At 69.6% G+C, this 23,918-nt stretch carries 22 protein-coding genes, 1 tRNA gene and 1 pseudogene; 13 read left to right on the forward strand and 11 right to left on the reverse strand.

Translation table 11 applies throughout. The features are described from left to right. Positions 1-31 precede the first annotated feature (31 nt). The gene (locus OG429_RS20970) at positions 32-1,837 is read right to left on the reverse strand and encodes a S9 family peptidase (RefSeq protein WP_328926830.1); all 1,806 of its coding nucleotides are present in this window, start codon (positions 1,835-1,837) and stop codon (positions 32-34) included. Between the two features lie 87 nt (positions 1,838-1,924). Here OG429_RS20970 and OG429_RS20975 point away from each other — a divergent pair, with 87 nt between their 5' ends. From OG429_RS20975 to OG429_RS20985, 3 genes are read left to right on the forward strand one after another with little or no spacing between them, the layout of a single operon-like run. After that, positions 1,925-2,101: a hypothetical protein gene (locus tag OG429_RS20975; RefSeq protein WP_328926831.1), complete on the forward strand. Its 177-nt coding sequence runs from the start codon at positions 1,925-1,927 to the stop codon at positions 2,099-2,101. Positions 2,102-2,148: 47 nt separating this feature from the next. After that, the gene (codA, locus tag OG429_RS20980) at positions 2,149-3,450 is read left to right on the forward strand and encodes a cytosine deaminase (protein ID WP_328926832.1); all 1,302 of its coding nucleotides are present in this window, start codon (positions 2,149-2,151) and stop codon (positions 3,448-3,450) included. Between the two features lie 6 nt (positions 3,451-3,456). After that, positions 3,457-4,056, forward strand: coding sequence for a cyanamide hydratase (locus OG429_RS20985; RefSeq protein WP_328926833.1), 600 nt, complete (start codon positions 3,457-3,459; stop codon positions 4,054-4,056). Positions 4,057-4,066: 10 nt separating this feature from the next. Here OG429_RS20985 and OG429_RS20990 read toward each other — a convergent pair whose 3' ends face one another. Beyond that, positions 4,067-4,741 (reverse strand): TetR/AcrR family transcriptional regulator, encoded by a 675-nt coding sequence (locus OG429_RS20990; RefSeq protein ID WP_328926834.1) that lies wholly within the window; start codon positions 4,739-4,741, stop codon positions 4,067-4,069. Between the two features lie 103 nt (positions 4,742-4,844). Between OG429_RS20990 and OG429_RS20995 the strand changes: the two genes are divergently transcribed. Continuing rightward, positions 4,845-5,651 (forward strand): alpha/beta fold hydrolase, encoded by an 807-nt coding sequence (locus tag OG429_RS20995; protein WP_328926835.1) that lies wholly within the window; start codon positions 4,845-4,847, stop codon positions 5,649-5,651. A gap of 126 nt (positions 5,652-5,777) precedes the next feature. Then, positions 5,778-6,299 (forward strand): DUF5956 family protein, encoded by a 522-nt coding sequence (locus OG429_RS21000; RefSeq protein WP_328926836.1) that lies wholly within the window; start codon positions 5,778-5,780, stop codon positions 6,297-6,299. Here the strand turns inward: OG429_RS21000 and OG429_RS21005 are convergent. The 4 genes from OG429_RS21005 to OG429_RS21020 all read right to left on the reverse strand — a co-directional run bounded on the left by OG429_RS21005 (position 6,296) and on the right by OG429_RS21020 (position 10,805). Further along, entirely contained in the window at positions 6,296-7,537 is a 1,242-nt protein-coding gene (locus OG429_RS21005; RefSeq protein WP_328926837.1) for a cation:proton antiporter domain-containing protein, read from the reverse strand. The two genes, OG429_RS21000 and OG429_RS21005, sit on opposite strands and share 4 nt — an antisense overlap. Positions 7,538-7,633: 96 nt before the next feature. Then, positions 7,634-9,136 carry a SulP family inorganic anion transporter gene (locus OG429_RS21010; RefSeq protein WP_328926838.1) on the reverse strand — a complete coding sequence of 501 codons (1,503 nt, stop codon included), beginning with the start codon at positions 9,134-9,136 and terminating at the stop codon, positions 7,634-7,636. Between the two features lie 512 nt (positions 9,137-9,648). Continuing rightward, on the reverse strand, positions 9,649-9,879 hold the full coding sequence (locus tag OG429_RS21015) for a hypothetical protein (RefSeq protein ID WP_328926839.1): 231 nt from the start codon (positions 9,877-9,879) through the stop codon (positions 9,649-9,651). A gap of 212 nt (positions 9,880-10,091) precedes the next feature. Then, on the reverse strand, positions 10,092-10,805 hold the full coding sequence (locus OG429_RS21020) for a hypothetical protein (RefSeq protein WP_328926840.1): 714 nt from the start codon (positions 10,803-10,805) through the stop codon (positions 10,092-10,094). Positions 10,806-11,077: 272 nt separating this feature from the next. Between OG429_RS21020 and OG429_RS21025 the strand changes: the two genes are divergently transcribed. From OG429_RS21025 to OG429_RS21040, 4 genes and pseudogenes are all read left to right on the forward strand, one after another. Next, a complete protein-coding gene (locus OG429_RS21025; RefSeq protein WP_328926841.1) occupies positions 11,078-11,755 on the forward strand; it encodes a hypothetical protein in 678 nt (225 codons plus the stop codon). A 59-nt stretch (positions 11,756-11,814) separates the two neighbouring features. Then, positions 11,815-13,230 carry a transcriptional regulator gene (locus tag OG429_RS21030; protein WP_328926842.1) on the forward strand — a complete coding sequence of 472 codons (1,416 nt, stop codon included), beginning with the start codon at positions 11,815-11,817 and terminating at the stop codon, positions 13,228-13,230. After that, a complete protein-coding gene (locus OG429_RS21035; protein ID WP_328926843.1) occupies positions 13,231-15,051 on the forward strand; it encodes a DEAD/DEAH box helicase in 1,821 nt (606 codons plus the stop codon). A gap of 148 nt (positions 15,052-15,199) precedes the next feature. Continuing rightward, positions 15,200-15,998: pseudogene (locus tag OG429_RS21040) on the forward strand (tyrosine-type recombinase/integrase); the annotation flags it as partial. A 77-nt stretch (positions 15,999-16,075) separates the two neighbouring features. On the opposite strand, the gene OG429_RS21045 reads toward OG429_RS21040, so the two are convergent. Both OG429_RS21045 and OG429_RS21050 read right to left on the reverse strand, forming a co-directional pair. Beyond that, positions 16,076-16,149: transfer RNA gene (locus tag OG429_RS21045), tRNA-Pro, on the reverse strand. Positions 16,150-16,283: 134 nt separating this feature from the next. After that, positions 16,284-17,228, reverse strand: coding sequence for a metallophosphoesterase (locus OG429_RS21050; RefSeq protein WP_328926844.1), 945 nt, complete (start codon positions 17,226-17,228; stop codon positions 16,284-16,286). Positions 17,229-17,295: 67 nt separating this feature from the next. Between OG429_RS21050 and OG429_RS21055 the strand changes: the two genes are divergently transcribed. After that, positions 17,296-17,757 carry a GatB/YqeY domain-containing protein gene (locus tag OG429_RS21055; protein WP_328926845.1) on the forward strand — a complete coding sequence of 154 codons (462 nt, stop codon included), beginning with the start codon at positions 17,296-17,298 and terminating at the stop codon, positions 17,755-17,757. A 66-nt stretch (positions 17,758-17,823) separates the two neighbouring features. Here OG429_RS21055 and OG429_RS21060 read toward each other — a convergent pair whose 3' ends face one another. Next, the gene (locus OG429_RS21060; RefSeq protein ID WP_328926846.1) at positions 17,824-20,106 is read right to left on the reverse strand and encodes a transglycosylase domain-containing protein; all 2,283 of its coding nucleotides are present in this window, start codon (positions 20,104-20,106) and stop codon (positions 17,824-17,826) included. 397 nt (positions 20,107-20,503) lie between these two features. Between OG429_RS21060 and OG429_RS21065 the strand changes: the two genes are divergently transcribed. After that, positions 20,504-20,854, forward strand: coding sequence for a WhiB family transcriptional regulator (locus OG429_RS21065; protein WP_328930361.1), 351 nt, complete (start codon positions 20,504-20,506; stop codon positions 20,852-20,854). Positions 20,855-20,890: 36 nt separating this feature from the next. Here the strand turns inward: OG429_RS21065 and OG429_RS21070 are convergent, their stop codons facing one another. Together OG429_RS21070 and OG429_RS21075 are read right to left on the reverse strand one after the other, a co-directional pair. Beyond that, positions 20,891-22,126, reverse strand: a complete 1,236-nt coding sequence (locus OG429_RS21070) for an ArsA family ATPase (RefSeq protein ID WP_328926847.1) — start codon at positions 22,124-22,126, stop codon at positions 20,891-20,893. Next, a complete protein-coding gene (locus tag OG429_RS21075) occupies positions 22,123-23,118 on the reverse strand; it encodes an ArsA family ATPase (RefSeq protein ID WP_328926848.1) in 996 nt (331 codons plus the stop codon). The genes OG429_RS21070 and OG429_RS21075 overlap by 4 nt, the downstream gene beginning before the upstream one ends. A 72-nt stretch (positions 23,119-23,190) precedes the next feature. On the opposite strand from OG429_RS21075, the gene OG429_RS21080 reads away from it, so the two are divergent. Both OG429_RS21080 and OG429_RS21085 read left to right on the forward strand, forming a co-directional pair. Beyond that, entirely contained in the window at positions 23,191-23,352 is a 162-nt protein-coding gene (locus OG429_RS21080) for a DUF4177 domain-containing protein (RefSeq protein WP_007264966.1), read from the forward strand. After that, positions 23,349-23,822 (forward strand): RidA family protein, encoded by a 474-nt coding sequence (locus OG429_RS21085; protein WP_328926849.1) that lies wholly within the window; start codon positions 23,349-23,351, stop codon positions 23,820-23,822. The genes OG429_RS21080 and OG429_RS21085 overlap by 4 nt, the downstream gene beginning before the upstream one ends. Positions 23,823-23,918 lie beyond the last annotated feature (96 nt).

Here is a 23,918-nt window from a genome sequence, read left to right on the forward strand (position 1 = left end):
ACGGGGGTGCACCGGCCATCCCGCCGGTGGGTCAGCGCGGCAGGTGCTTGAGCGCGAACTCCAGATCCATCCGGACCTGCTTGATCCGCTCCTCCACGACCAGTGAGCCGTGCCCGGCGTCGTACCGGTACACCTCGTGCACCCCGCCGCGTGCCGCCAGCCGGTCCACGTAGTTGTCGATCTGCCGGATCGGGCAGCGGGGGTCGTTGACGCCCGCCGCGATGTGCACGGGGGCCTTCACCGCGTCGACGTACGTCAGCGGCGAGGACGCCTCGAAGCGGTCCGGGACCTCCTCCGGCGTACCGCCGAAGAGGGTGCGGTCCAGGGACTTCAGCGCCTCCATCTCGTCGTGGTAGGCCGTCACGTAGTCCGCGACCGGCACGGCGGCCAGGCCCACCGCCCACGCGTCCGGCTGCGTGCCCAGCCCCAGCAGCGTCAGGTAGCCGCCCCAGGAGCCGCCCGACAGCACCAGGCGCGCCGGGTCCGCCAGGCCGGAAGCCACCGCCCATGCGCGGACCGCGGCGATGTCTTCCAGCTCGATCAGGCCGACGCGGTGCTTGAGGGCGTCCGTCCACTCGCGGCCGTAGCCGGTCGAGCCCCGGTAGTTGACCCGCACGACCGCGAAGCCGTGGTCCAGCCAGGCCGCCGGGGCCGCCGCGAAGGCGTCGCTGTCGTGCCAGGTGGGCCCGCCGTGGATCTCGAAGACCGTCGGGAAGGGGCCTTCGCCGTGGCCGGCGGGGCGCTGCGCGAGGGCGTGGATCCGCCCGCCGGGGCCCTCCACCCACACGTCCTCGACCGGTACCGAGCCGGGCGGCCGGAAACCGGGAGGGTCCAGGACGATCCCGCCCGCGGTGGACCGTACGGCCGAGGGCTCGGCAGCCGAGGACCACTGGTACTCGACCGTCCCGTCGGGGCGCGCCGTCGCACCCGACACCGTCCCCGGCGGCGTGTCCACGCGTACGAGGTCCCGCGCGGCCAGGTCGTAGCGCCAGAGCTCGCTGCGCGCCTCGAAGCCGTGCGCGATGAGCAGGGCGGAGCCGTCCGGGTACCACTCGGCGCTCACGTCGCCCGGCAGGCCGATCGCGAGTTCCTCCTCGGCGCCCGTGGCCACGTCCCAGACCATCGGCTCCCAGCGGCCGCGCCGCTGGTGGCCGACCAGCAGCCGGGTGTCGCCCGCGACCGGCGCGAAGCCCAGTACCTCCAGGCCCAGCTCCTCGGTCCCGCCCAGGGAGTCGTCCAGCTCCGCGACGGTGGTCCCGTCGAGGGTGAGCACGCGCAGCGCGGAGTGCATCGCGTCGCCGTGTTCGGTGTGCTCGACGGCGATCAGCGTCCCGTCGCGGGACAGGTCGCCGACCCCGGCGGACTCGCGGTGCCGGTAGATCACGGCGGGCGCCGAGCCGTCGGGGCGTACGACGTGGATCGTGGAGCCCTCCTCGTCGGTGGAGCGCCCGACGACCGCCGTGCCGTCCCGCCCGATGGCGAGCCCGGCGGGGTAGGAGGGCTCCAGGCCCGGGGTGGCCGGCTCGTCGGGGCCGCCCGCGAACGGCTGGCGCACCCAGGTGCCGAACTCGTCGCCGTCGGTGTCGGAGAACCACCAGATCCACTCGCCGTCGGGGGAGAGGGTGCCGTCGGTGGTCCCGTTGGGGCGGTCGGTGGCCTGCCGCTGGGCGCCCGTGGCGCGGTCCCAGGCGTAGAGCTCGAAGGTCCCGGTCGCGTTGGAGACGAAGAGCGAACGGTCCGGGGCGTCCTCGGCCCAGTCGGGCAGCCCGACGCGCGGGGCCCGGAACCGCTTCTCCCAGTCGGGCATCTCGGGGGTGATCTCGCTGTCGCTGGTCATGCGCCCATTGTGGCCGCAGCGTCCGCCGGGATGCCGACTGCTCCGTACGGGCGCACAGTGGAACCCGTAGCCCAAGGAGGAACGATCATGGCGAAGAAGGCCCGGACCGGTCACCACGGCCACCACGCCCACCAGGACTCCGAGACCGCGATGGCGAAGAACACGGCGGCCGAGGCGCGCGCCAAGGCCGCGGTCAGGGACGTGCAGTCGCTCTCCGCGAAGACGCGCGGCATGCAGCAGAAGGCCCAGGCCAAGCGCGGCTGAGTCCGCAGGTCCTCGAAGACCGCCCGGACACGGCCTACGGTGGCGGCATGCGGATGATCGTCCGGGGCGCCCGGCTGCTCCACACCGATGGCCTGTCCGACGTCGAGGTCGCCGAGGACGGCCGGATCGCGCGGGTGATCCCGTACGACGACCAGAAGGAGCCACCGGCCACGGGCACCCTCATCGAGGCCCACGGCTGCCTCCTGACCGCCCCCTTCGTCGAGCCGCACATCCATCTCGACACGGCCCTGACGGCGGGGGAACCGGGTCCGAACGTCTCCGGCACCCTCTGGGAGGGCATCGCCCGCTGGAGCGAGCGCAAGCGGACCCTGACCCGTCAGGACGTGCTCGCGCGGGCCACCGAGGTGCTGCGCTGGCAGGCGGCGCAGGGGGTGCTGCACGTGCGCGCCCACTGCGACACCACCGACCCGGCCCTCACCGCGCTCGACGCGCTGCTCGAACTGCGCGACCGGCTCCGGGACGTCATGACCCTGCAGATCGTGGCCTTCCCGCAGGAGGGCATCGTCTCCTTCCCCGGCGGCGAGGCGCTGCTGCGGGAGGCGATCGCGCGCGGCGCGGACGTCGTCGGCGCCATCCCGCACTTCGAGGACACCCGCGAGGACGGCGTGGCCTCGCTGCGGACGGCCTTCGCGCTGGCCGAGGAGAACGGCCTGCGCGTGGACGCCCACTGCGACGAGATCGACGACGAGCAATCCCGTTTCGTGGAAGTACTGGCCACCCTCGCGCTGCGTACGGGCCTGCGCGAGCGCGCCACGGCCTCCCACACGACGGCGATGGGCTCCTACAACGGCGCGTACAGCTTCAAACTCCAGCACCTGCTCGCCCGTTCCGGCATCAACCTGGTCTCCAACCCCTTCGCCAACCTGGGCCTCCAGGGCCGCTTCGACGCCTATCCCAAGCGGCGCGGCCTCACCCAGGTCAAGGAGATGCTGGCGGCGGGGGTCAATGTGGCCTTCGGCCACGACGACGTGATGGACCCGTGGAACGCGCTCGGCACCGGCAACCCGCTCCAGACCGCCCTGGTCGGGCTGTACGCCGCCCAGCTCACCGGAGCGGACGAGATCCCGCTGGCCTTCTCGATGGTGACGGAGCGTGCGGCGCGGGTCCTGGGCCTGTCGGACGCGGAGTACGGCATCACTGAGGGCGCCCCCGCCTCCTTCGTCCTGCTCCCCGCCCCGACGCCCGAGGAGGCGATCCGCCGCCAGGTCCGCCCCCGGTACGTCGTCTCGCGCGGCACCGTCATCGCCGAGACCCCGCCCGCGCCGGCCCGGCTGTACTGGCCGGGGGAGCCCCCGTCGGACGTCGACTTCGCCCGGAGCCTACGCTGACGCCCCATGACATGGACGCTCGACACCGATTCAGCCCGCGCCGCCCTGGAGATCGCGTCGGAGTACGCGGACGCGGACCTCCTCAACCACTCGGTCCGCTCGTACGCCTTCGGCGCTCGGTACGCCGGCGTGCACGGCCTCGCGTACGACGCGGAGCTCTTCTACGTGTCGGCCCTCGTCCACGACCTGGGCCTGACCGCGCCGTTCGACAGCCACACCCTGCCCTTCGAGGAGGCGGGCGGCCATGTCGCGCGCGTGCTGACGGCGGGTCTGGGCTGGCCGGCGGCCCGCCGGGCCCGCGCCGAAGAGGTGATCGTCCTGCACATGCGGGACGACGTGAGCGCGGCCGAGGACGTGGAGAGCCACCTGCTCCAGGTCGGCACGAGCGCCGACGTGTCGGGCCTGCGCGTCGGCGAGTTCGACCCGTCGTTCACGGCGGACCTGCTCGCCGCGTACCCCCGGGGCGACTTCGGCCCGTCCTTCCTCGCGCTCGTCGAGGACCAGGCGAAGCGCAAGCCCGAGTGCGCGGCGGCCGCCTACGTCGCGGGCGGCGCGGCCACCCGCATCGCGGCGAACCCGCTGGACCGGTTCGGCCGGCAGGGCTGAGAGCGGGCTGTCACAGCCCGCGCTCGATCATGCCGATCAGGTCCTGGCCGGCGTCGTGGGCCTGGGCCTCGGTGACGCCGCGGAGGGGGCCGTCGATCATCAGCACGGCCAGTCCGTGCACCGCCGACCAGGCGAGGAACTCCGCGCCCGGGCGGCGTTCGGCGGGCAGCAGGCCCGTCGCAACGAGGCCGTCCAGGGCGGCGCCCAGCAGCTCGAACGGGGTCAGTCCGCCTTCCCCGGCGGCGGTGGTGTCGGTGGCGTAGGCCATGTCGGCCGGGACGTGGAACGCGGTGCGGAAGAGCCCGGGCTCGGTCACGGCGAAGCGGATGTAACCGGTCCCGACGGCGCGGAAGCGGGCGCGGGCGACGGCGGGGCCGTCCGCGTCGCCCGCGTGTGCCACGTCGGCGGTCGCCCGCGCGATCTCGTCCTCCATCGTGAGCGCCACCCGGGCCATGGCCGCCTGCGAGACCCCGTGCACCAGGGCCGCGCGGTCGGCGAAGTGCCGGTAGGCGGCGTTGGGCGAGACGCCGGCGCGCCGGGTGACCTCGCGCAGCGAGACGGCGTCGGGCCCGCCCTCGCGAGCGAGCTCCAGCGCCGCGTCGAGGAGGGCGTTGCGGAGGTTGCCGTGCCGGTAGGTGCTGCGCTTGCGCGGAGGCGGCTCGGCGGAGGGTGTCGTGGCGGACATGCGGGTCCTCTCCGGATTCAGATGTGGACAGCGTTCACTTTCCAGGTATAGCCTACGGGTGGGAAGTGGACGGCGTCCACATGTGCATATGAGGGGGTTCGTGATGCAGAAGGTCATATCCCGTGACGGAACCGTCATCGCCTGCGACTGGACCGGCGAGGGCCCTGCCCTCGTCCTCGTCGGCGGTGCCTTCCAGGTCCGCGACGACCCCAAGTGGGTCGAGCTCGCCCGCCTGCTCGGCGACCGCTTCACGGTGGTGACCTACGACCGCCGCGGCCGTGGCGACAGCGGTGACGGCGCCGCCTACGACGTGGCCCGCGAGTTCGAGGACCTGACGGCCGTCATCGAGGGGACGGCCACGCCCGACGGCCGCGCCTTCGTGATGGGCATGTCCTCGGGTGCGGTGCTTGCCCTGGAAGCGGCCGCCCACGGGGTCCCGATCTCCGCGCTCGCCCTGTACGAGCCCCCGTTCGTCCTCGACGACTCGCGGCCGCCGCTCCCCGCGGACTACCTCGACCGCCTGCACGCCGCGCTGGCGCGGGGCGACCGGGGCGCCGCCGTCGAGGTCTTCATGACCGCGGCCGTCGGCATCCCCGCCGCGTACCTCGCCCCCATGCGTGCCGACGCCGCCACCTGGGACCGGCTCTGCTCCGTGGCCCACACCCTCCCGTACGACGGCGCCGTCATGGGCGACACCATGTCCGGCCGCCCGCTCCCCGCGGACCGCTGGGCGTCGGTACGGATCCCCGTGCTGGCCGTCGGGGGCGGCGCGAGCGATCCTTCGCTGCAGGCGGGGGCCAAGGCCCTTGCCGAGCTGTTGCCGACCGCCCGGCACCGCACCCTGGAAGGGCAGACGCACGACGTCGACCCGGCCGCCCTGGCCCCGGCGCTGAGGGCGTTCTTCGCATGAGGGGGTGCCTAAGCGATGCCTAAGCGGCCTCGGGGAAGTAGGGCACGTCCCCGAGGCCGCTTAGTCACGGGCACCGCCACCCCGCAGGTCACCCACATCCGCGACCGCGTCGGATAGCGTGCCCGCATGTCGTGGGACGAGGACGGAACTCCGCACCCGCTCGCACTGCGCCGCTCCGGCCGCAGCGAACTGGAGCCGGACCGGCTGCCCGAGATCCGGGAGCTGGAGGCCCTCGGCTGGGAGCCGGCGCCCGAGGGGCTGCGCTGGGCGTTCCTCCCGTACGTATGGCCCCCGGCGGCCCGCACCTGGATCCCGGACCGCTCCACCCACTGGGCGGTGGAGACCTCGCTCGACGGCCACGGCCACATCACCGGCGTGGAATGCGCCCCGCTGCCCGAGGCCGACCTGCACGGCCTCGACGGCGAGACCGACACGGCCCTCGCCGCCCTCGGCCTCCCGCCCCGACCCCTCGGCCGCCTCTGGCTGCTGCGCCCGGTCGGCCCGTTCGCCACGGTCGCCGAGGTCCTCGCCCACCTCGACGCGACGGCCGCCGCCCGCGGTACGGACCCGGGCCTCACCACGGAGTTCCTCACCCTGGCCGGTGCCGAACTCGCCACGCTCGGCGGTCCCCCGCCGCCCGGGGCCTAGACAGAGCCCGCGGGGGTGGCGACCCGGTCGCGGGGCGCGGGCGCCCCGGGCTGGAAACGGGACAGCAGCGGGCCGGTCATCATCGTGGTGACCACCGCCATGACCACCATCATCGAGTACAGGGATCCGTCCAGCAGGCCCAGCTTCAGTCCGACCCCGAGGATCACCAGCTCGGTGAATCCCCGGGTGTTCATCAGGGACGCCAAGGTCGCGGCGGAGCCGTGCGGGAGCTTCTGGGAGCGGGCGGCGAGATAGGTGCCGCCGAACTTGCCCCCGACGGCCACCAGCATGATCAGGGCGAGCTCCGCGAGCCCGGGCAGGCCGATGCCCCCCAGGTCCACCTGGAAGCCGGCGACCACGAAGTAGACGGGAAGCAGCAGCCCCGTGAGATGGCCCGTGCGTGCGTGGAGGTCCTCGCGCAGCGCCCGCGTCCCCTCCCGGGGCAGGACGAGGCCGAAGAGGAACGCGCCGAAGATGTGGTGCATGCCCATGGCCTCGGTGGCGGCGGCCGACAGCAGCGCCCCCGTCAGGACGACCGCGAAGCGCAGCGAGGTGAAGGGCTTCGCCTCGCCGCCGGGTGCCAGGTACCGGCGCAGCAGGGGCCGCACCGCGAACAGCATGACCAGCAGGTAGGGCGGTACGAGAAGGACCGGCCAGTGGCCGTCCCCGGCGCCGACGGAGGCGTTGACCCCGGCGAGCGCCGCCCACGCGACCACGTCGACGACGGCCGCCGTGGCCAGTGCGATCCCGCCCACCGCGGTCCGGCTCAGCCCCCGGTCGGTGAGGATGCGGGCGAGCACCGGAAACGCGGTGACCGAGACGGACAGTCCGATGAAGACGGCGAACGCCGCGGGATCGGTGCTCTCATGGCCGCGCATCAGGACGAAGGCGAGCCCGATGCCGAGGAGGAACGGCACGGCCGACGAGCCGAGGGCCGCCGCGGCGGTCACCCGGCCGTTGGCCCGGAGCGTGGCGCCGTCGATGTCCAGACCGACCGCGAACATGAACAGGGCGACGCCGAGATTGGCCATCCCGGCGAGCACGGGACGTACCTCGGAGGGCAGCAGGGTCTCGCTCAGAGGGCCTCCGAGCAGCGTCGGGCCCAGCAGCACGCCGGCGATGATCTCCCCGATGACCGCGGGCTGGCCGGCCCGGGCCGCCAGGTGCCCGAGCCCCCGCGCCGCGGCGAGTATGAGTGCGATGTCGATGAAGAGGAACTGCAACTGATGACTGGTCATGTCCCCCGGCCCGTCGATCGGTGCGTGTGGCTGCCGGGGTGACGATGCCCGTCACTCCGCCGGTGTAGCGGAAAGACGGAGATGAGGATCTTGACCTCAGTGTCCGGGGGAGAGTTCGCCGCTCAGCGTGCGGTGGATGCGGGCGCTGTGCTCGTTCAGGCCGGTGATCTCGACGGTCTTGCCGCGCTGGGCGTACTTCGTCTCGATGGCATCCAGGGCCGCGACGGTCGAGGCGTCCCAGATGTGGGCCGAGGACAGGTCGATGACGACCTTGTCCGGGTCTCCCGCGTAGTCGAACCGCGTCACCAGGTCGTTGGAGGAGGCGAAGAACAGCTCTCCGGTGACCGAGTAGACGACGTGGGACCCGTCGGGGTCGGTGACCGAGGTGACGTCCGCCAGGTGCGCGACGCGCTTGGCGAATATGACCATCGCGGTCACCGATCCGGCGATCACGCCGACGGCCAGGTTGTGGGTCGCCACCACGCACGCCACCGTGATCATCATGACGGTGATCTCACCGGCCGGCATCCGCTTCAGCGTCTTCGGCGCGATCGAGTGCCAGTCGAAGGTCGCGAAGCAGACCATCACCATGACGGCGACCAGCGCGGCCATCGGGATCTCGGAGACGACCGGCCCGAAGACGATGCACAGCACCATCAGCAGGACGCCCGAGAGGAAGGTCGACAGCCGGGTCCGGGCCCCCGACACCTTCACGTTGATCATCGTCTGGCCGATCATCGCGCAGCCGCCCATGCCGCCGAAGAACCCGGTCACGATGTTCGCGATGCCCTGCCCGACGGACTCCCGTGTCTTGTTGGAGCGGGTGTCGGTGATCTCGTCGACGAGCGTCGCCGTCATCAGCGACTCCATCAGCCCGACCAGTGCCATGGCGAAGGCGTACGGGGCGATCGTCGTCAGCGTGTCCAGGGTGAACGGCACGTCCGGCAGCCCCGGCACCGGCAGCGCCGACGGCAGCGCCCCCTTGTCGCCGACCGTCGGCACGGCGATACCGGCGGCGACGGTGATGGTGGTGAGGATGGCGATGGACACGAGCGGCGCGGGGACCAGGGTGGTGACCTTCGGGAAGAACACCATCAGCGTCAGCCCGGCCGCGACGAGCGGGTACACGGCCCACGGCACGTCCCGGAGCTCGGGCACCTGCGCCAGGAAGACCAGGATGGCGAGGGCGTTGACGAAGCCGACCATCACCGAGCGCGGCACGAAGCGCAGCAGCCGGGCCACGCCGAGCGCGCCGAGCACGATCTGGAAGACGCCCGCCAGGATGACGGCGGCGACCAGGTAGCCGAATCCGTGCTCCCGGTTCAGCGGGCCGATGACCAGCGCGACCGCGCCGGTCGCGGCGGAGATCATCGCCGGCCGCCCGCCGACGACCGCGATCGTCACGGCCATGGTGAACGAGGCGAACAGACCGATCGCCGGGTCCACCCCGGCGATGATCGAGAAGGAGATGGCCTCGGGTATCAGCGCGAGCGCGACCACGAGCCCGCCGAGCACCTCGGTCCGCAGCACCTTCGGCGAGAGCCAGGACGGACGACGGCGCGGGACGCGCGGCCACTGCGACGGGGTGTTGGCGAGCATGGCGGAGCGGACCTGTCCTGTCGTGAGTGCGCGGAGACCAACGGACCGCGCGCTTCGGGCGCTTGCCGACGGGAGGCAGCCCGGGGAAAGCCGACCGGAATCGTCTCCCGGATTCCTCCGAACGATCACCGAAGACGCAGGAAGGGCCTGACCCGCGATGCGGATCAAACCCTTGACCTGATCTTACTCTGTCGGGGTGGGGATTTGAACCCATGACCTCTCCATCCCGAATGAGGTCCGGTCCAGGTCCAGACTTGGCGTGGGCCATATGTGCGCAGGTCACGACCTTGGTGTGCGTTGGTCTGGGCGAGCACTCGGACAACGTCGGGAGAAGATCTTCCCCCAGATTTCTCCCAGGGGCGCGTATCGTCCAGCAGCACCCCGACGAGGTGCTGCTGGACGGTCAGCCACCGCACCCGCCTGGTTGTCCCGCTCGCCGTCGCCCACACGGCGACTGGTCGGCCGTCGTCGGCTCTCCGCGGCAGGTGCGGGCGGCAGCTGGGGAATCGGCTTCAGCGGTTGAGGAGGCGAGTGGCCAGCACCTGGATGATGATGCCGCCGCCGGCGAAGGCGGCTCCCTTGAGGATCTGGATCACCAGCGTCCAGCGAAGGAAGCGAAGCCGGCGACGCGTCTTCTCCCACAGGGGACCGACGCGTCCCGCGCCGTCGGCGGCAGCGCGGAGCCGCAGGCAGACAGCCTTGATCTTCCTGGCCAGCCAGGCCAGGAGGGCCTTACTATTCAAGATGGAACTCCTAGTTGGTCATCGATCTAACGGGCGTTCCGGCAGGGGAGGTCTCGGTCGTGGTTTCCAGACCCTTAAGGCCGAGCCTTCCCTGCGCTGCCGGGGGGTGCGCGGCAGTGGCTATAAAGAGGGCGGGAGAACCCCTCGCACTTGTCACTGGACATATGTGTTCCTTGTTCGTGGTTCGGGTGGGAGTCAAATCATTCGAGATGCTAGCGGAGTCTGCCGAGGATGATTGCGATTTCCGTCGAGTCCCTCCCGGCCGATTCTGCTGAACGGATCAGGACTTCCATTTCGGTCTTCATTCCTGCACGTGCAAGGATGTCGGCATATATGCCAACATCCCCTTCGCTCAGTGCCGCCACCAGATTCTGCAGATGAGTCTTGCGATCGGCCTCCGTCATCGTCGCCAGGTGTGCGGGTAAATCCGGGTTCGGCGGCGCTGTGCTGTTGCGCCGGTCCCCCTTGTCGGCAGGGGTGCTGCAGGAACTGTTGCGCCGGTCCCCCTCGCTTCGCGTCCCGCTGCAGGTGCAGCCACCCGTGCATCGGCGGCAGATCGACCGCCGTGCGTCCTGGAGGAGTGACCCGAGTGCCGTGAACTCATGGACCAGTGCGGCAATATCTCGATCACCCGCCATCCCTCCCAGTGCCAACCCGGACAGCTCTTCTATGGCCGCCGGACGCGGAAGCCGCCGCCCGTTGAGCCAGTGAGAGAGGAGTGGCGGCGAGATGCGCAGCGCCTTCGCCTTCAGTGCCATCGTATCGCCAGGGCGGACGTGGTGGATGAGGCGTTTGAGGGCGTTGGCAAATGCCTGAACCTCTTCCGTGGCCTCAGGTGCACAGGTGGTGCTAATCGATCCAAGTGATGGCACGCCAAACGAACCCTTCCGCTCGCCCGAGATTGCCCATGGAGAACCGGTGATCACCTGAAGCCTAGCCACTCACCAGCCCGGGGGTGCAAAATTCCGCGCTTTTCCCTGACTACTTTTAGAGGAGTGATTTGTCGCCTTTGATGCCGACAAATGGTGGCAAAACGGATCTTTACGGAGCCGCTTTCTTTCCTTGTTTGAGTAAAGATTGATAACCGCTGGAATAAGGGGGTGGGGTCGTGCTAGGAATGAAGGTCCCCAGTCCCCAGTCCCCTGCTCACCTGTGCCACCCAGGGCCTCCCGCCGGGAGGCCCGCGAATGGAGATGTCATGCCGTCCTGGCAGGATGCCGGCCTCGGAACGATGAAGCGCGTGGCCCTTTGGCTGGTCTCTGAAGTGGGCGAAGGCAGCACCTTTACCAAGGAGGAGCTGCGAGCCGCCTTTCCCGGGGTGTCCCAAGTCGACCGCCGCATGCGAGACCTCCGGGATTTCGGTTGGCGCATCGACACCAGCAGGGAAGACGTGGGATTGGACTCTCACGAGCAGCGCTTTGTGAAGCCTGGTGACCCCGTCTGGGAGCCGGGTCGCGCGACCCGCAGGGCAGGCACGATCGCGATCGGCGCAGGGCGTCGGCGTGAGGTGCTGGCTAGGGACGGGTACATGTGCCGTTCCTGCGGTATCGCCCCCGGCGATACCTACGCCGGCACCTACGAGGCAGCCCAGCTCGACATCGCGCGCAGAGAAGTAGTGAAGCCGGACGGCACCAAAGCCACGGAACTGGTCACCGAGTGCAAGCGGTGCAGGGTGGGAGGCAGGTCGCTCGCGGTGGATCTGGACAAGGTGCTCACGGCAGCCGCTTCCCTCGACTCAGCCGAGCGCGGCGTACTGTCCGACTGGGTGGCGGCCGACCAGCGGGAGTTCAGCCGCCTGGAGCAGATCTGGAGTGACTACCGCTCTCTGCCTGAGGAGTCACGAACGCAGTTCCGGGCGGAACTGGGACTCGACTGAGCATCCCGGTAGATCGGAACAACCCTTGTACGAACAAGCACGAAAGCAGGAGCGAGTACATGGCCAAGGGCTACGGTCTGCCGCCGGGTGCCGAAGAGAACCGCGCCCTCGTCCGGTCCCGGCTGGAGGAGATCGCGGCCGGCGGCAGCCCCCGCGAGACCTTCACTGTCGAGTGGAGGGGCGGCTCGGAGCACCTGGAGGTCATCCAGATGCCAGTGGGCAACCTCTACTACAACCCGGCAACCCACCGCATCCGCGCGCAGGCCGGCCACGACCCGAAGCAGGCGGAGGCACTCGCGGACGACCCTTGGAGCAGTGACAGCCAGGCATACCTGGACCGCCTCCTGCAAGTGCTCCCGGCAGACCCCGCCCGGACTGATCCTGAGTTCGACGAGCTGACAGCGAGTCTGAAGGAGTACGGGCAGACGGATCCCGGCCTGATTACTCACGAAGGCATCCTCGTCAACGGAAACACCCGGCGTGCTGCCCTGATGCAGCTCTACGGCCCTAACCACGCCATGCGTGTAGCCGTTCTGCCGCCTTCCTGCGACTGGCAAGACATCGCCGCAATCGAACTGTCGCTCCAGCTGCGCAAGGAGCACCGGCGGGATTACTCCTACATCAACCGGTTGCTCGCGGTTCAGGAGCTAGTGGATCAAGGCACGCCACTCGCCGTCATCGCGGCTACCTTCCGTACGACCGCAGAGCGCTGCCGGCAGGACCAGTGGGTGCTGGCCTGCATCCAGTCACTCATCGAACGGAGCAAGACGGCAGGCGAGCAGCTGTCATTGGTTGCTTTCGAGGATCATGCTGAGAAGTTCCGAGAACTGCAGCGTGCCTACGCCAAGCAGTATGCAGTGAACCCAGAGAAGGCCGAACTGCTGCTGGAGAACCGGCTGGCAGCCATGCTCCTGGGCTTCGCCAAGACCGACGTCCGCTTCATCGATCACGATTTCGCTGGCCTGTACCTCTCCAAGAAGTTGCCAGCCAGCCAAGTTCCAGCTGAGACTTCGGCGACTGTAGCCATCCCCGGTCTGGGGCGTGCGGTGAAGGGTCCGTCCGCCCCCCTTAGCGCGGCTAAGGCACTAACGGACTCCGTCCTGCACGCACGAGCTGTCAGCCAACCCGGCAGCGCGGCCCCGCCGGAGGCTGCGGCGCAGGCCCAAAATGAGATCAGCCGGCTGCGTGCGGCGATGGATGAGGCCATCGCCAACGTCGGGCGTGACGCGCGAATCAAGAAGCGCAAGCAGGCAGCACCTGCCCGCCTTGCCGACGCCGGCCGCGACATCGAGCAGTGCGTCACCGATTTGGTCATGTCCCGCGCGCAGCGAAGCCTGGATGAGGAGTCGTTCGACGACGCCGTCGCTGACCTGAGGCAGAAGCTGGAGAAGCTTGCCATCGAGGCCAGGCGAACTGTGCAGCACCCCGGAGACGGCGTGGCCTGGCTCCTTGAGACGTTCGGGAAGGCGCGTTAAGTGGCCGAGGAGCCCAGTCTGACGATCGGCTTCGACGTTACCCGTACGCAGACTGCGCTGCGTACCGTGCCTGAGTGCCGCGGCGCGCTCGGGCAGCTGGTTGCCAGTTTCCCCAACGGCCGTATGACCGACAGGCTCTCTGCGACTGTCCCTATCGACAGCTTCCTCGCAAGCCTCAGCGCTCTCGGGACCTGGCCCCGGCCGGACACTGTCATCTGGGAAGACGACTTCCGCCTCCTAGCCACCGAGATGCTTGACACGGCTGACACTGCGGAACGGCTCCTCAGCGGTTCGCCCGACGAGGACACCGTCGAGCCGGAATCGGTTCCGGCTCTGCTGGGCGACGACTGGACCGGCCCTCTCACCCCGTTCCAGCTCCGCGACGTAGCTCGACTGCTCTCGGTCGGCCACGGAGCCAACTTCAGTGTGCCGGGCGCCGGCAAGACCCGTGTCTCCCTCGCTGCCTTCTCTGCGCTCCAAAGGCGCGGAGTGGTGGCTCGCATGCTTGTGGTGAGTCCCAAGTCCGCCTACGAGGCGTGGCAGGAGGAAGCCAAGCAGTGCTTCTCCACTCCGCTCGACGTGCAGGTGCTCGGCAAGTCGGTGCCGGCCTCGGCGGACATCCTCCTTGTCAACTACGAGCGCTTGGACCGGGCTCTGGCCGGGTTGTCCCAATGGTTGAGGGCGGCTCCTGTGATGCTCATCCTCGATGAGGCGCACCGCATGAAGCTCGGCGGTGCGGGAGTGTACGGTGCCGCATGCATGGCGCTGGGCCCCCTCAGCCGAGTCCGGATGATTCTCAGCGGCACCCCTGCACCCAATGGCGCCAAGGATCTGGAGAACCTGTTCTCCTTCGTCTGGCCGGGGCATGGGCGGCGTGTGGTGACACAGGCTGTCGACGGCGGCGATCTCGCCCATGCCAGCCAGGTACTGCGCCCCATGTATACGCGGACGACCAAGGATGAGCTGGGACTCCCCCCAGTGGAGACACGGGTGCGCCGCATTCCGATGCCGCCGCTGCACCGCGAAATCTATGACGCGCTCATGGGCCAGTTCTCGGCCAGGGCGATGGCCGACAGGGCTGACTTCGAGGCACTCGGCAAGTCGGCGCTGCGCCTGCTGATGGCAGCGACCAGCCCAGCCCTGCTCGTGGCTGGCTCAACACGCCATGAGCCGCTGCACTTCCGCGTCCCACCGCTGGAGGCGGCCGAAGGAGACTCGCTCACCATGCTTCTCCGGAAGCTCCCTGACTACGAGCTGCCGCCCAAGTACCAAGAGGCTCTCTCCATCGTTTCTGCTAATGCCTCCGCTGGGCGCAAGACCCTGGTGTGGACGAGTTTCGTCCGCAGCATTACTTCACTCCAAGCTCTACTGGCCCCGTTCCAGCCAGCGGCCGTGCACGGCGGAACACCAGATCGGGAAGCTGAGCTCCGCCGCTTCCGGGAAGATCCGGACTGCACGGTCTTGATCTCTAATCCGGCGACCCTTGGCGAGGGCATCAGCCTCCATCAGGTCTGTCATGACGCGGTTTACGTCGATCGTGACTTCCAGGCGGGCCGGTTCCTGCAGAGTCTGGACCGCATCCACCGCCTCGGCCTCGATCCGGGCACGCAGACGCGGGTCACAGTGCTCGCGGCCGAGGGGAGTGTCGATGACGTGGTCGCACTTCGGTTGGCGGAGAAGCTGGACTTCATGGGGCGAATCCTCGATGACCCGGAGGTGCAGCAACTCGGCGATCCCGAAGAAGAGGTGCCGCTTGCCGCGGGGATGGACGCTGCCGACGTGCGAGCACTCCTGGAGTACCTCGGCACAGGGGTGGTCTAGTCTCGGTTAGACATCGACTCAGAGGCCCGTCTCGCAGCAGTGCCTCGGCGGCGTCCGCTTATCCATGGCCATGGCGTGCATGGTTCCCATGTCAGCTTCGCTGCACGCTTGGCTTTGGCCGACGTGGACAGGAGCGCCAGCCGACCAACTGAGCGGGGAGGACGTCGACAAGTGGCTCGCCGAGAAGGCCAAGACGCTCAGCACCCGCACCCTCCGGGCGATCCACTCCTGCCTGAACCGCGCCGTGAGTCGGCCGTGGTGCGGGACAAGGTGAAGCGGAACATCGTGGAGCTGTGCTCCATCCCCACCGGCCAGCCTGGCCGCCCGTCGAAGGCGCTCCGGCTGGCCGAGGCCGAAGCGGTGCTCAAGGCCGCCGAGGGTACGTCCGCCTACGCGTACATCGTGGTGGCCCTGCTGACCGGCGCCCGGATCGAAGAGATGCGGGCGCTCACCTGGGACCACGTCTTCCTGAAGGGGGACCCTACTGCGGTGCCGCCCGTGCCGCCGCACATCGCGGCGTGGCGGTCGGTTCGCTCCACCGGGGACACCAAGACCAAGAAGTCGCGCCGGACGATCGCCCTACCGGCCAGGTGCGTGGATGCCCTGTGGCAGCAGTTCGAAGATCAAGGGTGGGACCGGCTGGCCGCTGGTGATCAGTGGACGGAGAAGGGGCTCGTCTTCTCCTCCGCCACGGGGTCCGAGCTCGACTCGACCAACGTCCGGCGCGCCTTCCGGCAGGCGATCACCGGTGCCGAGGGGGTCGACGCGAAGGAGTGGACCCCGCGGGAGCAGCTTCGTCTCGTTGCTCTCCGACAAGGGGGTTCCGCTCGAAGAGATCTCCCGGCTCGTCGGGCACCGAGGCGGTCTACCGGAAGCAGATCCGGCCCGTGATCCAGACCGGGGCCACGGCCATGGACGAGATCTTCAAGAACGCTCGGAAGCCGTAGTCACTCAGTTAGTCACCCAGACGCAGGAAGAGCCGGTGCAGATTGCTCTGCACCGGCTCTCACCTGGTCTTACTCTGTCGGGGTGGCGGGATTTGAACCCACGACCTCTTCGTCCCGAACGAAGCGCGCTGCCAAGCTGCGCTACACCCCGATCGTCGCCCTAGCGGCGCTTGCTGCCCTGGCGACATCGATTACTTTAGCGGACCCTCGGCCGGAGACGAAATCCGGTTTTCGCGGAGGGGTCGCCGGGGGCGCGGAAGGCCGCCGGGACGACCTCGCCCACCCTCACCCCTGGGACTTCGGTGTCAGCGTCAGGAGGGTCGCCTCCGGCGGACACGCGAAGCGGACCGGGGTGAACCGGTTGGTGCCGCAGCCGGCCGAGACGTGGAGGTACGCGCGGTGGCCGCCCGCCTCGTGCGTGGAGAGGCCCTTCACCCGCTTCGTGTCCAGGTCGCAGTTGGTGACGAGCGCGCCGTAGAAGGGGATGCACAGCTGTCCGCCGTGCGTGTGGCCCGCCAGGATCAGCGGGTAGCCGTCCGCCGTGAAGGACTCCAGCGTCCGCAGGTACGGGGCGTGCACCACGGCCAGCGAGAAGTCCGCGTCCCTCTCCGGGCCGCCCGCCACCTGCTCGTAGCGGTCCCGCTTGATGTGCGGGTCGTCCAGCCCGGTGAAGGCGAGCTCCAGGCCGTCGAGCTTCAGCCGTGCCCGGGCGTTGGTGAGGTTCAGCCAGCCCGCCGTGTCGAAGGCGTCCCGCAGTTCCTCCCACGGGTTGTGCACGGCGCCGACGACCGGCTTGTTGCCGTTCAGCCCGTGCCGCCCCTGGACCTTCTCGATCAGGTAGCGCCCGGGGTTGCGCAGCCGCGGCCCGTAGTAGTCGTTCGACCCGAAGACGTACACGCCGGGGAAGTCCATCAGGGGGCCCAGGGCGTCGAGCACCTCCGGGACCCCCTCGGTGTCGGAGAGGTTGTCGCCGGTGTTCACGACGAAGTCGGGGCGCAGACCGGCCAGCGACTGCAGCCAGGCGCGCTTCTTGCGCTGCCCGCCGACCATGTGGATGTCCGAGACCTGGAGCACGCGCAGCGGGCGCATCCCCCGGGGCAGGACGGGCACCGTGACACGGCGCAGGCGGAAGGACCGCGCCTCGAAACCGGCGGCGTAGGCCACACCCGCGGCCCCCACCGCGGCGATTCCGGCAGCTGCCTTCAGGGGGACTCCGTAACGCGCACGCATGGCCCCATCGTCGCAGACCCGGAAAACCAACGGGCGCCACCGCCCCAGCACCTGGCAGACTCAGGTCATGACCACGCTCAAGGCCAGGCTCCAGGAAGACCTCACGACCGCCATCAGGGAGCGGAACGAGCTGCACTCGTCCACCCTGCGACTGACCCTCTCCGCCATCACCAACCAGGAGGTCGCGGGCAAGGAAGCACGCGTGCTCTCCGACGAGGAAGTCCTCAAGGTGATCGCCAAGGAGGCGAAGAAGCGCCGCGAGGCCTCCGAGGCCTTCGCCCAGGGCGGCCGTCCCGAGCAGGCCGCGCGGGAGACCGCGGAGGGCGAGTTCCTCGACACGTACCTGCCCAAGCAGCTCACCGACGACGAGCTCGTCGCGATCGTGGCGCAGGCCGTCGCCGAGGCCAGGGCCGCGGGCGCCGAGGGGCCGCGGGCCATGGGCGCCGTCATGAAGATCGTGAACCCGAAGGTCGCCGGGCTGGCCGAGGGCGGGCGCGTCGCCGCGGTCGTCAAGCAGCAGCTTTCCTGAGCCCGCACGGGAAGCGCGGAGGGGCCCCAGCCGGATCCGGCTGGGGCCCCTCGCGCGTGTCAGCGCCTACTGGGTGTCGCGTCCGCCGATCAGGCCCGGCGGGATCGTGATCCCGGGGAACGGGTTGGTCGGATCGCTACCGCCCGTGGGCCCGCCGGTCGTCTGCCCGCCGGGCCGGCCGCCGGGCTTGCCGTCGCCCGGCTTGCCGGGCTTGTTCGGGTTCGTCGGGGAAGTGGGTGGCTTGTTGCCGCGGGGACCGCCGGTCGGAGGCAGCGGTTCCGGGATGCTGACCGTGGTGAAGGAGAGGGCCTCGCGCCCGGACAGCGCGCCCGTGACCGCGTCCTTCCAGATCGGGCCGGGCAGGCCGCCGCCGAAGACCTTCTCGTACGGCTTGCCGCCGATCACGATGTCCTCCATCGTGATCTTCTTCGCGCCGCCCGAGCCGACCCACACCGCGCTCGAGATGTTCGGGGTGTAGCCGACGAACCAGGCGTTGTACCGGGAGTCCGTCGTACCGGTCTTGCCGGCGCTGTCGCGGTCGGTCAGACCGGCCCGCTCACCCGTACCGGAGTCGACCACTCCGCGCAGCAGGGTGTTGATGGTGTCGGCCGTGTCCTGCTCCATGGCCCGGTCGCACTTGGACTTCGGCACCGCCAGCGCCTTGCCGTGGGAGTCGGTGATCGACTCGATGGCGACCGGGGTGCAGTAGATGCCCCGGTTGGCGAAGGTCGCGTACGCGTTGGCCATGGTCAGCGGGGAGAGCTCGGCGGAGCCCAGCGCGATCGACGGGGCCTCCGGCAGCTTCGAGCCGTCGGCCGGGGTCACGCCGAGCTTCTGCGTCATCTCCGTCACCGGGCAGAGGCCGATCTCGCCGATCATCTCGACGAAGTACGTGTTGATGGACTTCTCCATCGCCGTCTTCAGCGCGTACGGACCGATCTCGTCCTCGGTCTCGTTCTTGGCCGTCTGGATCTTGCCGTTGATGGGCAGGTTCAGCCACTGCGACCCGTCGCACTTCTGGATCGGCGTCGGGTAGTCGATCTTGTTCGGCGCCTGGTACACCTTCGTCGGCGGCACGCCCCGCTCCAGGGCGGCCGCCGCGATGAACGGCTTGAAGGTCGAGCCCACCTGGAAGCCGAAGTTCGAGCCGCCCATCCGCTTGTCCACGGAGAAGTTGATCTGCGTCTCGTTCTTCCCGAAGCCGTACGGCTTGGACTGGCCCATCGCCAGCACCCGTCCGGTGCCCGGCTGGACCATGGTCACAGCCGTCGCGATCGCGTCCTCCTGGTAGACGTGGTCCTTGATCGACTCGTTGGCCGCGTCCTGCGACTGCGGGTCCAGGGTCGTCCGTACGGTCAGGCCGCCCTGGTTCCAGATCTTCGCCCGCTCCTCGCGCGTCTTGCCGAAGACCGCGTCGGTCAGGAAGGTGTTGCGCACGTAGTCGCAGAAGAAGCCCGCGCCCTTGACCGCGGTGATGCAGCCGTTCTTGGGCCGGGTCACCTTCAGCGTGACCGGCTTCGCCTTCGCCGCGTCGGCCTCCGCCTGGGAGACGTCCTTGATGTCGGCCATCCGCTGGAGGACGATGTTGCGGCGCTTGAGCGCCTCCTGCGCGTCGTTCACCGGGTCGTACCGGCTCGGCGACTGGACGACGCCCGCGAGCAGCGCGGACTCGTCCAGGGTCAGGTCCTTGGCCGGCTTGCTGAAGTAGCGCTGGGCGGCGGATTCGATTCCGTAGGCCTGCTGGCCGAAGTACGTGATGTTGAGGTAGTTCTCGAGGATCTTCTTCTTCCCGAGCTCCTCCTCGACCTGGATCGCGTACTTCAGCTCGCGGATCTTGCGGCCGAGGCTCTTCTCCTGGGCCTCGCGCACCTTTGTCTCGTCGTCGCCGGCCTCTTCGACGAACACGTTCTTCACGTACTGCTGGGTGAGCGTGGATGCGCCCTGAGCGGCGCCGCCCTCCTGCGCGTTGCGGTTGACCGCGCGCAGGATGCCCTTCATGTCGACCGCGCCGTGCTCGTAGAAACGCGAGTCCTCGATGGCGACGATCGCCTTCTGCATGTACGGGGAGATCGCCGTGAGCGGGACCACCTGCCGGTCGCGCGAATAGACAGTGGCGATCAAGCCACCCTCGGCGTCCAGAATCGTGGTCCGCTGACTCAGCGGCGGAGTCTTGAGATTGGCCGGGATCTCGTCGAATCCCTCGACCGTGCCCTTGGCCGCGAGTCCCAGGGCGCCTGCCGCCGGAATCGCCATGCCGGCCAGCACAACTCCGGAGAGAACGGACACCCCGAGGAACTTGGCGGCCTGCTGGCTCCCCGTGAGCCCGCCGCCCGAGCGCTTCTTTCCCATGGGGGGCAGCCTACGTTCTCATTCGCCGGACACATGCGAATGCCTTGGCCTAAGCTGTCCTCAACTGTCACAGCAGTGCGGTGCGACATCAACCCCTCGGCTTGATTTTCACCCTTCCCGAATGGGGTGGACGCATGTCCGAATATCGCCGTCCGCGCAGGGGGTACTCGTCCGGCGACTCGGTGATTTCACCCGAATCGCCGGAATGGTCGGGCATGTCGTCCGATCACTCCGTCGGGTGATCTGCCGCTTACCCATAGTCCGTTCGGACCATTCAAGATTGGGCCCGTCGGGGGTGTTGCACTGTGCCCGCCTTCCGTAACGTCCTCAACTGGCAGCGGTGAATATGCCGCTGCCGCCGTGGGGGAGCCTCGATTCGGGAGAGGACGGCGCCGGGATGGGCTGGGTTACCGACTGGAGTGCGCAGGCAGCCTGCCGCACTACCGATCCGGATGAACTGTTCGTTCAAGGAGCGGCACAGAACAGGGCCAAGGCGGTGTGCACCGGATGTCCGGTGCGGACCGAGTGCCTGGCCGACGCGCTCGATAATCGTGTCGAGTTCGGCGTGTGGGGCGGAATGACCGAGCGGGAACGGCGTGCGCTGCTGCGCCGGCGTCCCACCGTCACCTCGTGGCGACGGCTGCTCGAAACCGCTCGCACGGAGTACGAGCGCAGTACAGGCATCCTGACCATGGATGCCGACGAGGAGATCGACGTTTCGTACGAGACGTACGCCGCGGCCGGGTAGATCACCCGGACTCGTACGTACGCTACGAACGAACGCCTACGCTCCGGCCGGAACCCCGGCCGCGAGTCGCTCTCCGATGGCCCGCAGCCCGGCGAGGTCGTGCACATCGCCGGGCAGGGCGGCCACTTCGGCCACCGCCACCTCGGGGTGCAGTGAGGTGAAGCGATCGCGTGTGCGCCGCTCACGCGCGATCACCTGCATCCGTTCGGCATGCAGGCGCAGCAGTCCAGCCGTGATCTCGTCCACGTCGGGGGAGCCGTCGTCGGCGGCGTCACGAAGTCCAGCTTTCCCGGACTCCTGATCGACAATGCCGCCTTCTTCAAGATTCTCTGCAGCGGCCAGCGCCCGTGCAGCGGACAGCTGGTCGGCGCCACTGCCGTGCACCCGGTTCAGTACCAGACCGGCCAGCGGCATGTTCTCCGCGGCCAGCCGCTCCACGAAGTACGCCGCCTCGCGCAGGGCGTCCGGTTCGGGCGCGGCGACCACCAGGAAGGCCGTACCGGGAGCCTGGAGGAGCCGGAAAGTGGCGTCCGCGCGGGTGCGGAAGCCGCCGAACATGGTGTCCATCGCGGCCACGAAGGTCTGTACGTCCTTCAGCAGCGAGGCCCCCATCAGCTTGCTGAGCGTGCCCGTCATCATCGACATGCCGACATTGAGGAACTTCATCCCGGCCCGGCCGCCCACCTTCGCCGGAGCCATCAGCACCCGGATGAACTTCCCGTCCAGGAAGGACCCGAGCCGCTTCGGCGCGTCCAGGAAGTCCAGCGCGGACCGGCTCGGCGGGGTGTCGACGATGATCAGGTCCCAGTCGTCCCGGGCCCGCAGCTGCCCCAGCTTCTCCATCGCCATGTATTCCTGCGTGCCCGCGAAACCGGCCGACAGGGACTGGTAGAAGGGGTTGGCGAGGATGGCCTGGGCCCGCTCGCCGTCCGCGTGCGCCTCGACGATCTCGTCGAAGGTCCGCTTCATGTCCAGCATCATGGCGTGCAGTTCGCCGTCGCCCGCCCCTACGGTCGCGACCCTGCGCGGGGTGTTGTCCAGCGAGTCGATCCCCATCGACTGCGCGAGCCGCCGCGCCGGGTCGATGGTGAGCACGACCGCCTTGCGCCCGCGCCCGGCCGCCCGTACGCCGAGGGCCGCGGCCGTGGTGGTCTTGCCGACCCCGCCCGCCCCGCAGCACACGATGATCCGGGTCTTCGGGTCGTCCAACAGCCGGTCAACCGCCAGCCGCGGCGGAGTGTCCAGGCCCACGGTGTCCACCCCCTCGCTCATTCGGCCACCGACTGCTTCCGCAGTTCCTTGGCCAGGCCGTACAGCCTGGCCAGATCCATCCCCGCGCCGAGCAGCGGGAGTTCGTACGTCGGCACGCTCAGCTCGGCCAGTACGGCACGCTGCGCGCGCTCCAGCTCCACCCGGCCCGCGTGCTCGGCGGCCTGCGCGAGCAGCGGGTCCACCAGCCGCTCGGCCGCCGCGCCGCGGCGCGCGCCGCCCAGGCCCGCCCGGGACAGCGCCTTGGCCACCTCGGCGCGGTGCTCGCCGGCCGCGGCCCGCAGGGTGTCCTCGTCCAGATGGTGCGGGCGCACCATGTTGACGACGACGCGGCCCACCGGAAGCCCGGCTTCCCGGAGTTCGGCGATGCCGTCCGCGGTCTCCTGGACGGGCATCTCCTCCAGGAGGGTGACCAGGTGCACGGCCGTCTCGGGGGACTTGAGCACCTTCATGACGGCCTGCGCCTGGTTGTGGATCGGCCCGAACCGGGCCAGGCCCGCCACCTCGTCGTTGACGTTCAGGAACCGGGTGATCCGCCCGGTCGGCGGCGCGTCCATGATCACGTGGTCGTAGACGAACCGGCCGGACTTGTCCTTGCGCCGCACCGCCTCGCAGGCCTTGCCGGTCAGCAGCACGTCGCGCAGCCCGGGGGCGATGGTCGTGGCGAAGTCGATGGCGCCGAGCTTCTTGAGCGCGCGGCCGGCCGAGCCGAGCTTGTAGAACATCTGGAGGTAGTCCAGCAGTGCCCGTTCGGCGTCGATGGCGAGCGCGAAGACCTCGCCTCCGGCCTCGCCGCCCCCGCCGGGCGCGACGGCGATCTTCCGCTCCTCGTACGGGAGCGCCTCGGAGCCGAAGAGCTGCGCGAGCCCCTGCCTGCCCTCGACCTCCACCAGAAGAGTCCGCTTGCCCTCGCGTGCGAGGGCAAGCGCGAGTGCCGCGGCGACCGTGGTCTTGCCGGTGCCGCCCTTGCCGCTGACCACCTGGAGCCTGCTCACAGCGTCCGAGCCTAACGACTCGGATCCCGGGGCGCGCATGAGCCCCGTAGGACAGGCACTACCCTCGCTCCCATGACCAAGAAGTTCGAATACGCGACGGTCCCGCTGCTGGTCCACGCCACCAAGCAGATCCTGGACACCTGGGGCGAGGACGGCTGGGAGCTCGTCCAGGTCGTGCCCGGGCCGAACAACCCCGAGCAGCTCGTGGCCTACCTCAAGCGGGAGAAGGCATGAGCGGCGTTGTCGACGCGAAGCTGGCCGAGCTCGGCCTGACCCTGCCCGAGGTCGTCCCGCCGCTGGCCACCTACCAGCCGGCCGTGCGGTCGGGCGCGTACGTGTACACCGCGGGCCAGCTCCCGATGGTCAAGGGCAGCATGCCGGTCACCGGCAAGGTCGGCGCCGAGGTCTCGCCGGAGCAGGCCAAGGAGCTGGCCGCCACCTGCGCGCTGAACGCCCTGGCCGCGGTCAAGTCGGTCGTCGGCGACCTCGACAAGATCGCGCGTGTCGTGAAGGTCGTCGGCTTCGTCGCCTCGGCCCCCGACTTCACGGGCCAGCCGGGTGTGCTGAACGGTGCGAGTGAGCTCCTGGGCGCCGTACTCGGCGACAAGGGCGTCCACGCCCGCAGCGCGGTCGGCGTGGCGGTCCTCCCGCTGGACGCCCCGGTCGAGGTCGAGATCCAGGTCGAACTGGTCGCCGGAGCCTGAGCCCTCCCGAGCCGTACCGGCGGGGGCTGGATTGCCCGCAGCGCAATCCAGCCCCCGCCCACGGCCGAGTCGGGCCGGGTGCCCTCGAACATCGGC

This window comes from Streptomyces sp. NBC_00190 (assembly GCF_036203305.1).
Classification (GTDB): domain Bacteria; phylum Actinomycetota; class Actinomycetes; order Streptomycetales; family Streptomycetaceae; genus Streptomyces.

Bases quoted from the DNA above. Each gene is read 5' to 3' on its own strand.
- OG429_RS20970 (WP_328926830.1), bottom strand. From the start codon at position 1,837: ATGACCAGCGACAGCGAGATCACCCCCGAGATGCCCGACTGGGAGAAG.
- OG429_RS20975 (WP_328926831.1), top strand. From the start codon at position 1,925: ATGGCGAAGAAGGCCCGGACCGGTCACCACGGCCACCACGCCCACCAG.
- codA (WP_328926832.1), top strand. From the start codon at position 2,149: ATGCGGATGATCGTCCGGGGCGCCCGGCTGCTCCACACCGATGGCCTG.
- OG429_RS20985 (WP_328926833.1), top strand. From the start codon at position 3,457: ATGACATGGACGCTCGACACCGATTCAGCCCGCGCCGCCCTGGAGATC.
- OG429_RS20990 (WP_328926834.1), bottom strand. From the start codon at position 4,741: ATGTCCGCCACGACACCCTCCGCCGAGCCGCCTCCGCGCAAGCGCAGC.
- OG429_RS20995 (WP_328926835.1), top strand. From the start codon at position 4,845: ATGCAGAAGGTCATATCCCGTGACGGAACCGTCATCGCCTGCGACTGG.
- OG429_RS21000 (WP_328926836.1), top strand. From the start codon at position 5,778: ATGTCGTGGGACGAGGACGGAACTCCGCACCCGCTCGCACTGCGCCGC.
- OG429_RS21005 (WP_328926837.1), bottom strand. From the start codon at position 7,537: ATGACCAGTCATCAGTTGCAGTTCCTCTTCATCGACATCGCACTCATA.
- OG429_RS21010 (WP_328926838.1), bottom strand. From the start codon at position 9,136: ATGCTCGCCAACACCCCGTCGCAGTGGCCGCGCGTCCCGCGCCGTCGT.
- OG429_RS21025 (WP_328926841.1), top strand. From the start codon at position 11,078: ATGCCGTCCTGGCAGGATGCCGGCCTCGGAACGATGAAGCGCGTGGCC.
- OG429_RS21030 (WP_328926842.1), top strand. From the start codon at position 11,815: ATGGCCAAGGGCTACGGTCTGCCGCCGGGTGCCGAAGAGAACCGCGCC.
- OG429_RS21050 (WP_328926844.1), bottom strand. From the start codon at position 17,228: ATGCGTGCGCGTTACGGAGTCCCCCTGAAGGCAGCTGCCGGAATCGCC.
- OG429_RS21055 (WP_328926845.1), top strand. From the start codon at position 17,296: ATGACCACGCTCAAGGCCAGGCTCCAGGAAGACCTCACGACCGCCATC.
- OG429_RS21060 (WP_328926846.1), bottom strand. From the start codon at position 20,106: ATGGGAAAGAAGCGCTCGGGCGGCGGGCTCACGGGGAGCCAGCAGGCC.
- OG429_RS21065 (WP_328930361.1), top strand. From the start codon at position 20,504: ATGGGCTGGGTTACCGACTGGAGTGCGCAGGCAGCCTGCCGCACTACC.
- OG429_RS21070 (WP_328926847.1), bottom strand. From the start codon at position 22,126: ATGAGCGAGGGGGTGGACACCGTGGGCCTGGACACTCCGCCGCGGCTG.
- OG429_RS21080 (WP_007264966.1), top strand. From the start codon at position 23,191: ATGACCAAGAAGTTCGAATACGCGACGGTCCCGCTGCTGGTCCACGCC.
- OG429_RS21085 (WP_328926849.1), top strand. From the start codon at position 23,349: ATGAGCGGCGTTGTCGACGCGAAGCTGGCCGAGCTCGGCCTGACCCTG.